Source organism: uncultured Campylobacter sp. (assembly GCF_937997465.1).
GTDB lineage: Bacteria > Campylobacterota > Campylobacteria > Campylobacterales > Campylobacteraceae > Campylobacter_A.
In genome coordinates, this window is record NZ_CALKTQ010000284.1 from 1 (window position 1) to 9,970 (window position 9,970).

The 9,970-nt window shown below is 46.3% G+C and carries 7 protein-coding genes and 1 pseudogene; all 8 read left to right on the top strand.

The genetic code is table 11. The features are described 5' to 3' along the window. Window positions 1–792 (top strand): annotated as a pseudogene (locus tag Q0546_RS09315) (L-seryl-tRNA(Sec) selenium transferase); the annotation flags it as partial. After that, complete coding sequence (gene selB / locus Q0546_RS09320; protein WP_298792455.1) at window positions 789–2,609, top strand: selenocysteine-specific translation elongation factor; 1,821 nt, start codon at window positions 789–791, stop codon at window positions 2,607–2,609. The pseudogene Q0546_RS09315 and the gene selB, both read left to right, overlap by 4 nt. Window positions 2,610–2,668: 59 nt before the next feature. Beyond that, window positions 2,669–3,376 carry a thioredoxin domain-containing protein gene (locus Q0546_RS09325; protein WP_298792457.1) on the top strand — a complete coding sequence of 236 codons (708 nt, stop codon included), beginning with the start codon at window positions 2,669–2,671 and terminating at the stop codon, window positions 3,374–3,376. 334 nt (window positions 3,377–3,710) lie between these two features. Beyond that, on the top strand, window positions 3,711–3,920 hold the full coding sequence (locus Q0546_RS09330) for a twin-arginine translocation signal domain-containing protein (RefSeq protein WP_002948952.1): 210 nt from the start codon (window positions 3,711–3,713) through the stop codon (window positions 3,918–3,920). A gap of 11 nt (window positions 3,921–3,931) precedes the next feature. Next, window positions 3,932–6,892, top strand: coding sequence for a formate dehydrogenase subunit alpha (locus tag Q0546_RS09335; protein ID WP_298792459.1), 2,961 nt, complete (start codon window positions 3,932–3,934; stop codon window positions 6,890–6,892). 10 nt (window positions 6,893–6,902) lie between these two features. Next, window positions 6,903–7,463, top strand: coding sequence for a formate dehydrogenase FDH3 subunit beta (gene fdh3B / locus Q0546_RS09340; protein ID WP_002948963.1), 561 nt, complete (start codon window positions 6,903–6,905; stop codon window positions 7,461–7,463). 200 nt (window positions 7,464–7,663) lie between these two features. After that, a complete protein-coding gene (locus Q0546_RS09345; RefSeq protein WP_298792462.1) occupies window positions 7,664–9,628 on the top strand; it encodes an FTR1 family protein in 1,965 nt (654 codons plus the stop codon). Between the two features lie 75 nt (window positions 9,629–9,703). Further along, window positions 9,704–9,970: iron transporter (locus Q0546_RS09350; protein ID WP_298792464.1), on the top strand; the 267-nt coding region annotated here is incomplete at its 3' end.

Here is a 9,970-nt window from a genome sequence, read left to right on the forward strand (position 1 = left end):
GTCATGGCAAACTCGGGCGCGATCCTGCGCGAAGTGGGCACGACGAATAAAACCAACCTGCGCGACTACGAGGACGTGATAAACGAAAACTCGAAGCTGATTTTAAAGGTGCACAGATCAAATTTCGACATCGTGGGCTTTAGCGAGGACGTAGCGATGCCGGATCTTAGCGCGCTGGCAAGAGAGCGAAATTTGATTGACTATTTTGATCTTGGCGGCGGATTTTACGGTGAGCTGCCCTACGGCCTAGGGCGCAACGAGCCTAATCTAAAAAATCTAAAAGATGCCTCGCTCGTTAGCTTTAGCGGCGACAAGCTCTTTGGCTCCGTGCAGTGCGGCATAATCCTAGGCAAAAAGGGGCTCATCGCAAAGCTAAAGAAAAATCAGCTGTTAAGAATGCTGCGCGTGGATAAGGTTATTATCTCGCTACTGGCTGAAAGCGTCAAAGCCTACGCAAACCGCGAATTTGAGCTTATCACGACGGTAAAGCAGCTCTATAAAAGCGTGGATGAGCTAGAAAGCACGGCAAATTTCATAAACTCGCAGCTAAAAACTCCGCTTGAAATCGTGCGCACGACGACATTCGTAGGCGGCGGCACGATGCCGAACAAACGCATACCTAGCCTCGCGCTAGCCGTCAAAGGAAACGCGAACGAAAATGAGGCTAAATTTAGGAAAAATCTGGTGATCGGGCGCATCGAGGAGGGTAAATTTTTGCTCGATCTTCGCAGCGTGCTGGACGCGGACGTGCAAAATTTGATAGAAAAAATCAACGAAACGGATGAAAAATGAGCTTAATCATAGGAACGGCCGGACACATCGACCACGGCAAAACGGCACTGATAAAGGAACTAAACGGCTTTGAGGGCGACAGACTCGAGGAGGAGCAAAAGCGCGGGATCACGATTGATCTTAGCTTTTCAAATTTGAGCAAAAACGGCGAAAATATCGCATTTATCGACGTGCCGGGACATGAAAATTTGATCAAAACGATGATTAGCGGCGCGTACGGATTTGACGCGTGCCTCTTTGTCGTAGCGGCAAACGACGGGCTTATGCCGCAGTCTTTGGAACATTTGGAGGTTTTAAACATCCTTGGAGTTCGCTCTCTCATCGTCGCGCTAACTAAATGCGATCTAGCTAGCACAGAGCTAATCGAGCAGCGAAAAAGCGAAATTTATACTGCTGCGCAAAAGTATAAAAATCTGCAAATTTTAGAGATTTTCCCGGTTAGTATCAAGGATAGCGCGAGCATTGATGAGCTGCGAAATTATCTTTTTACGCTAAAGGCCGCTAACCGCGAGCAAGATGGTATTTTTAGGTATTACATCGACCGCGTTTTTAGCCTAAAAGGTATCGGAAACGTAGTCACGGGCACCGTGATAGAGGGCACTGTGACGAAAAACGAGAAGCTGTTTAACTACGACGCCGGCAAAGAGGTGCAGGTGCGAAGCGTGCAGAGCCACGATACCTTCGTCGACCGTGCCGGAGTTAGCAGCCGCGTGGCGCTAAATTTGACTGGAATCGAGCTAAATGATCTAAAAAAAGGCCAGCTGCTTAGTAAGAAGGGCTTTTTTAGAGGATTTCGCGAGATAGACGCGATAGTTTTCGCTCGCGAGCTAACGCATGGGCAGAGCGTGACGTTTTGCGTCGGTGCAAAGGCCGCACCTGCAAAAGCGCTGGTTCTTAGCGAAAAAGAGGGCGGGATATTTGCGACGTTTAAATTTGAAAGGGATATGTTTTTAAAATTTGACGAACCGTTCGTGCTCATCGCAAACGGTCGCGTCATAGGTGGCGGCAGGGTGCTAAACGCCGTGAGCGAGCCGATGAAAAAATCAAGCAAAATTTCGTTTTTAAACGCGCTGCTCAAAAAGGACTTCGTAAGCGCCTTTGCGATGCTAAAAGATACGCATAAAAACGGCTTTGGCATCATCTCGGCCTATCAGCGTTTCGGGCTAAATCACGAGGAAGCCGTGGCTATAGCAAAACAAACGCCAAACGTATTCGTCGATGAAAAGGCGCTAAATATCTACGATCTAAGCGCGGTCGATAGGATAAAAAGCGCGGTCAAATTTATGATAGAAAAGAACGAATTTGCCGTATTTTCGGCTACAAGTATCAGCCTAAAGCTCTCGTGGGCCAGCGAAAACATCGCTCAAAAGGCGCTTGATGAGCTAGAAAGTGCGGGCATGATCGCTAAAAACGACGGCGCCTATACTAAAACGGGCGTGGATATGAGCAAGCTAAAAATCAGGCTCGAGGAGAAAATTTACGAAATTTTGCAAAGCGGAAATTTAGCTCCCTTGGCGCCCTATAACATCTACGACGAGCTTGAGATAGACCGCGTTAGCGGCGATAACGCGCTAAAGAAGCTAACGGGCATCGGGCGCGTGGTGAGGCTCGCGCATAATCTTTTCGTAACGTCAAAAGCCCTAAACGAGGCGCTTGCAAAGCTAAAAGCTATCATCTCCGCGCAAGGATTCGTAAACGTAACGAACGCGAAAGAGGCATTAAATTTGAGTAGAAAATACATAATCGCCTACCTCGAGCAACTCGATCTAGATCCAAATATCGTAAAAAACGGCACGGACCGAGTTTTAAAAGCGTGATTTTTTATCTATTTATAAAAAGCTAATATAATCCGCGCAAATTTTTAAAAAGGAATGAAATGAAAAAAATAGTTTTGTCGCTAATGGCGGCCTGCGCGATGTTTGCTGCGTCAAACGAGCAAGTAGTCGGTTTTTATTCGCAGATGGTCGGCGAGGGCGTGAAAGTAAACGTGACCGAGCGCAAACCGTTAACCGACGGAATCGAAGCGGTCGTGGTAAATTTGAGCAACGGTCAAGTCAGCCAAGACGAGGTTATCTTTACTAAAGGCGACCTGCTTTTCCCGGATATCATCGACCTAAAGGCGCAAAAAGCCTACTTGCAAGAGATAAAAAAGGAAATAGCGGCGAAAAATATCTCAAAAGTCTATAAAAACGAGCAAAAAGAAAATATCATCACTCTAGGAAACGACTCTAAAAAGCCTACTATCGTGATGTTTTCCGATCCTGAGTGCCCATACTGCCGCCTAGAGCTTGAAAAGATCGAAGCGACGTTAAAAGAAAGCAACGTAAAGCTAATCTTAACTCCGGTTCACGACGTATCGTCTTTGCAAAAAAGCTTTTTGATATATAAAGACGTAGCAAGCGCGAAAACCGATAGCGACAAGATCAAAATTTTACGAAAATATTTTGCGGACGACTATAAGGTGGCAGACGGTGCAGTCAGTGACGCAGACGTAAAAGCGATGGATAATTTAAGACAAAAATACTCCGCCGCCGGCGTTCGCTCCGTGCCTTTTATAGTAAATTTAAGCGACCTTCAAAAATAATCCCTAACGTAAATTTGAGCTAAATTTGATAAATTTAGCTCAAAAGCCCCAGAGTTACATAAAATATACATTTTTAACTTGATATGTAGTATTAAAACTTAAGCTAAATTTTAGATTTCCTTAACTATTTATTAAGTTTCATAATTAATCTAATATTTTTACTTCGTTTATTCTCAAAATATGCTAAATTTGCACAGTGATATTTTAAAATATGCAAGTGCCCTAAAATACGCGCCTGTAAGGCGCACTACGCCTAGGAAATATGCAAAATTTGAACAATATCTTTCTAAAAACGTCTCAAAAATTTCAAATTTGGGATTAATAAGGAGAAAACATGCAAGGATCAAGACGAGATTTTCTCAAAAAATCTCTGAAGGTCGGCGCGGTAGGCGGAACCGTATTGGCCGCTGCAGCTATCGCAAAACCGACTAGCGACGAGCTTGCTCCTGACGACAACGGCGTAGTTGTCGGCAAGTCGAGCAAAAAAGAGGTGCTTTACAAAAAAAGCAAAGAGTGGGAATACTACTATAAGATCGCTTACTAAGGGAGAAAACCATGAGTGATTCACGCATAGGAAGACGCTCGTTTTTGAAGCTTGCCGCTCTTGGTGCCGGTAGCACGATGGCATTTGGCGAAAACGAGACGTTTAGAAAGGCAACCAACGAGGAGATAAAAAATCCTTACGAAGGTTCAAAAAAGGTTAGAACGATTTGTTCTATTTGTTCGGCGGGTTGCGGTATAGAAGCCGAGGTAAAAGACGGAGTATGGGTACGCCAAGATATGGCTATGTATCACCCGATCTCTCAGGGTTCGCACTGCTCTAAGGGAATCGATCAGATCGACCTTACGAAATCAAAACAACGCATCAAATTTCCGATGAAAAAAGTAAACGGAAAAGGGGAGCGCATCAGCTGGGAACAGGCCGTAAACGAAATCGGCGATAAGATGCTACAAATCCGTAAAGAAGACGGTCCTGATAGCGTAGTTTTCTTGGGTTCGGCTAAATTTAACAACGAGCAAAGTTATTATTTTCGCAAATTTGCGGCGTTTTGGGGTACAAACAGCAACGATCACGTAGCACGCATTTGACATAGCGCAACAGTCGCCGGTGTGGCGAATACTTGGGGTTATGGCGCGATGACGAATCACTTCGGAGATATGACGGCAAATTCAAAAGCGATCTTTTGTATCGGTGCGAATTCGGCTGTAGCAAATCCCGTCGGCGGAATGAAGCATATGTTGCAAGCCAAAGATAGAAACAACGCAAAATTAATCGTAGCGGATCCGAATTTTACTAAAACGGCTGCGCACGCGGATCTTTACTTGCGTCAGCGTTCAGGAACGGACGTGGCTCTTATTTATGGACTTATTCACATTATCCTTAAAAACGGCTGGGAAGATAAAGAATTTTTAGAAAACAGAACCTACGGTATCGAAGAGGTTAGAAAAGAGGCCGAACACTGGACTCCCGAGCTTACTTCGGACGTTACCGGCGTACCGGTAGATAGACTCATAGAGGCTGCTAATATAATGGCGCATACGAAACCGGGAACGGTTATCTGGGCTCTAGGTATCACTCAGCACTCGGTGGGAACGTCAAATACCAGAATTTTACCTATCCTTCAACTAATCCTAGGCAATATGGGTAAACCTGGCGGCGGCTGTAATATCATCCGCGGTCACGATAACGTTCAGGGCTCTACCGATATGGGTAATCTTTCAGACACTCTTCCTATGTATTACGGACTAGGAGACGCCTCGTGGAAATACTACTGCAAAGGCTGGGGCGTTGATTATGACGAGTTTATCAAACGATTTGCGGTTTCGACAAAAGAGCCGAAACAAGGCGGCGCTCCGGTAAAAAATACCGTATTTGAAGAGTATTTTTATCACGATCCGCAAAATCCGGAAGATAGAAACTGGAGAAACGAAAAAGGCTGGTCGCTATCAAAATGGTGGCAAGGCGTTCTAAAAGAGGAAAAGACTTTTACTAGCGGCAAACTTCGCGTTCTTTGGGTTCAAGGAACCGGTATCACCTCTATGGCTCACCTTACAAAAATTCAGCAAGCCGTCGACAAGCTAGATATGCTAGTAGTTGCGGAGCCGTTCGTAAACGAGGTTGCTATCCTTTCAGATAGAAAAGACGGAATTTACGTACTTCCGGTGGCTACTGCGTTTGAAAACGAAGGTCATATAAGCTCGACTAACCGCTCCGGTCAATGGAGAACAAAAGTCGTTGAGCCGCTTTACGAGAGCAAAGCCGACCACGAGGTCATGTTCTTATTTGCTAAAAAATTCGGCTTTTACGACGAGTACGTAAAAGGCATGAAGATGGCGACCGTAAACAACGAGCCAAAACAAGTTAAAGACGACTTCGTGTGGCCTGACGACGCTACAAACGAGATAGCTCGCTTGGGTAAATCTATCGGCTGCACCGGTAGAACGGCCGAGATGTTTAGAAGACATCAGGCCAACTGGCAAAATTTCGACCCTGATACGCTAATGGGTATCGGCGGCGACGTAAAAGGCGAATACTACGGTAAGCCTTGGCCGGCATGGGACGAAAAACACCCTGGTACACCGATACTTTATGATATGAGCAAGTCTTACGCAGAGGGCGGTTGCGGATTTAGAAATCGTTTCGGCTTAGAGCATAACGGCGTTAGTCAGCTAGCTAGCGAGGATACGACTTTGGTAGGATCGGACGTAAAAGGCGGCTATCCGCAAATTACCAAAGAAAATATTGAAAAAGTCCTAGGCATAACCTTAACCGAAGAAGAAAAAAGACTGATGGGGGCTACTTGGAGTACGGATCACAGCGGACTTATCCTAGAAAAATGCCGCGAAAAAGGCGTAGTGCCGTTTGGTAACGCAAGGGCAAGAATGATCGTTTGGGAATTCTTAGATCCGATCCCTAAACACCGCGAGCCTATCCACTCTCCGCGCTGGGATTTGGTACAAAAATACCCGACTTTCGACGATCAGGCTAGAAACTTCCGCGTCGAGACGAAATATAAATCCGAGCAGCAAGCAAAAGACTGGAGCAAGGAATTCCCTATCGTATTTAGCACATTGCGCCTAGTAAACCTAAGCGGTGCTGGTATGATCGAGCGAACGAGCAAGTATCTAGCGGCGATCACGCCTGAGATGTTTGCTAACGTCCACCCTGAGCTTGCGCTAAAATACGGTATCCAAGACCGCGATATGATGTGGATCCACTCTCCGCAAGGCACTAAGATCAAGGTTCGTTGCTATCATACTCAGATGGTTACGCCGGATAGAATTTGTATGCCGTATAACTTTGCGGGCGTTATGCAAGGCGTGAGCCTAGAAGACCGCTATCCTGAGGGCACTAAGCCTTATACGATCGGCGAGAGCTTCAATACCGTAACAAACTACGGCTTTGACCCGGTTACTCAAATTTCGGAATTTAACGCCGGACTTTGCAGGATAGAAAAAGCTGACGGAGAGGGCTTTAACACCTTCTTCCACGAATACGGCGAAAATAGAGTCTAAGGAGTAAGAGATGGCAAGAATGAAATTTTTCGTAGATACAAACAGATGTATCAGCTGCTTTGGATGCCAGGTCGCTTGCTCTTCGGCTCACGAGCTCCCGGTGGGGCTCTACCGCCGCAAGGTCATCACGCTAAATGACGGTATAGAGGGCAAGGAAGTATCGACTACGATAGCCTGCCAACACTGCACCGACGCTCCTTGCGAGCAGGTGTGCCCGGTTGATTGTTTTTACATCAGAGCCGACGGTATCGTGCTTCACGATAAAAACAAATGCATCGGCTGCGGATACTGCCTATACGCATGTCCGTTCGGCGCGCCGCAGTTTCCTAGAGACGGGGCGTTTGGTATCAAAGGCGCTATGGATAAATGCACTATGTGTGCCGGAGGGCCTGAGGAGACGAACTCCCACGAGGAGCTTCATATGTACGGTCAAAACCGTATCTCAGAGGGCAAAGTCCCTATGTGCGCCGCCGTTTGCGCCACCAACGCGCTACTAGTAGGCGATGCCGCAGACGTGTCAAACGTATACCGCAAACGCGTTATGCTAAGACAAGCGGGCACCACTATCTAACTCAAATTCGGGGGCAGCTCGCTCCCGAATTTTCTTTCAAATTTTACCCATTAAATTTACTCAAATTTCAAAGTCGGATAAATCTGATAATCAAAAAATATAGCTTGTTGATAAGACTTATACTTGATAGCCGTTTTTATTTTCGCTAAAGTTTTTTAATGATAGAATGCGCGCATAAAACATATTTTATTGGAGTTTTTATGAGTAAATTTTTGAAATTTATACTTGCTTTGTTTATCCCCTTTATGCTAAATGCGCAGGACGCCGACTACGGCCCTGAGATACAGAGCATAAAAGATTCATTCGTAAGTATCATGCAACAGTACAAGGACGGCAAGATCGACGAAGCCAAAACCACCACGCAAAATGCGTATTTCGGGCATTTCGAAAATATCGAAGCCGCGATTAGGGTAAATTTGGGACAGAAAAAAGCCTACTCGATGGAGTCTAAATTCGGTAAGATCCGTAAAGCCATCATCGCTAAAAAACCGGTAGAAGAGATACAAGCGATAATGGACGAGCTAAACAAAGAGATGGATGAGGTTTTGCCCGTCATCAACGCCGGTCATAAGCTAGTGGGCGAGTACTCAGACCCTAAAAACGCGGACGCCGCGCAGACAGCCAAGACTACCGAGGCTAGCCAAACTACGGCACAGCCCGCAAGTAGCGCCGCTATCGAACCGCACTGGCAGGTGGTTTATAACGACATAAAAACAGCCCTTAGCGCTGCCGCAGCAGCCTACGAAAAGGGCGACAAAGACGCCGCAAAGCAGCAGATAAGCAATAAAGCCAAATTTGAGCTTTACCGCAACACGAAGCTGGAAGAGGCCATTCGTAGATTTATAACAGGCGGTCAGGGTATCGACGGCGATATCCAAAAACGAATGGGTTCGGCGATAATCGCGATAAACAACGATGTAGCCGCCGACGTACTAAAGTCAAATTTGGAGGAGCTTGATGCGCTGATATACGAAAACGTAGCCAAGCTGCCTATGGACTCGGGTTCGCTAGCTACTAACGTGGTTTTACCTGATAACGCCGAGGATGACGCGGCTACTGATTTTGCGCCAGTCGTTGCTAACATAAAGGCAAAAATCGCCGACGTGATCAAACTTTACGCCGCAAAAGACGTAGCTAAAGCTATGAGCGATGCGCAGGATATTTACTTCGACGAGTTCGAAGGTAGCGGTATGGAAAACAAAGTAGGCGCGATAGACGTCGGCCTAAAAACTAAGATAGAAGGAAATTTCGGCGAAGTAGTCGCACTGATGAAGGCGGGTGTGAGCGTCGAGAGACTCCAGCAAGCAGCCGATAATCTGGGCGCAAATTTAGACGCCGCGCTAGAAAAAACAAGCGGCAGCAGCTCCCCTTGGGCGCTATTTGTTTACGCGCTTACTATCATACTTCGCGAGGGATTTGAGGCGCTCATCATCGTAGCGGCCGTCGTGGCGTATCTACTAAAAACCGGCAACGAAAAGCGCATGAGTATCGTTTACAGCTCGCTTGCCGTAGCGGTCGTGTTAAGCTTTGTTATGGCGTGGATTATGAATTTGATTTTTGCCGGCGCTGCAGGTCAAAAAAGAGAGGTGATGGAGGGCGCGGTGATGCTTATTGCCGTAGGACTGCTCTTTTACGTCGGTTTTTGGTTGCTCTCAAACGCAGGCGCAAAAAAATGGAGCAAATATATCCAAAGCCACGTCAGCGAGTCGATATCTGCAGGATCTGCTAAGGCGCTTTGGTGGACGGTGTTTTTAGCTGTTTTTAGAGAGGGTGCGGAGACCGTGCTTTTCTATCAGGCGCTGATTTTTGACGCTAAAGATAGCGCGGGCTACTCGATGATCGCGCTGGGATTTATAGTGGGGCTAGTCATCTTGCTCGTCACTTACTACGTGTTTAAAATTTTTGCTATAAAAATCCCGATCAAGCCGTTTTTCTTGTTCACTTCGGCGATCATTTTTTATATGTCGATCGTGTTTGTGGGCAAGGGGCTTATGGAGTTTGTCGAGGGTAAAATTTTCGTTCCGACCAAGATCGAAGGCTTCCCAACTATCGAGTGGCTGGGTATTTATCCGTATTACGAGAGCTTAGTACCGCAGACTATCATGGTAGCGGCGCTAATCATCGGCGTGATCATAATGAAAAAAAAGCAAGCCAAAGAGGCTTAAATTTGACGTTTCTAGCTTTCGCGGGTTGCCGCGAAGCTTAAAAATAAATTTACAAACCAATTTAAAGGAGAGAACATGAACAAATTTGTTAAAACAGCTTTGGCATTTAGCCTTGCTGCTTCAGTAGCCGTAGCAGGCGAGTTTCCTATCGGCGATCCGGTAGAGATCAACGGCATGGAGATAGCTGCCGTTTATCTAGAGCCGATCGACATGGAGCCAAAAGGCATCGACCTAGCTCCTAGTAAAGCAGACATCCACCTAGAGGCCGACATCCACGCTATCGAGGGAAATAAAAACGGCTTTGCAGCCGGCGAGTGGATCCCTTATCTAAAAGTTAATTAC

Coding starts and splice junctions, on each gene's coding strand:
- selB (WP_298792455.1), top strand. CDS start 789: ATGAGCTTAATCATAGGAACGGCCGGACACATCGACCACGGCAAAACG.
- Q0546_RS09325 (WP_298792457.1), top strand. CDS start 2,669: ATGAAAAAAATAGTTTTGTCGCTAATGGCGGCCTGCGCGATGTTTGCT.
- Q0546_RS09330 (WP_002948952.1), top strand. CDS start 3,711: ATGCAAGGATCAAGACGAGATTTTCTCAAAAAATCTCTGAAGGTCGGC.
- fdh3B (WP_002948963.1), top strand. CDS start 6,903: ATGGCAAGAATGAAATTTTTCGTAGATACAAACAGATGTATCAGCTGC.
- Q0546_RS09345 (WP_298792462.1), top strand. CDS start 7,664: ATGAGTAAATTTTTGAAATTTATACTTGCTTTGTTTATCCCCTTTATG.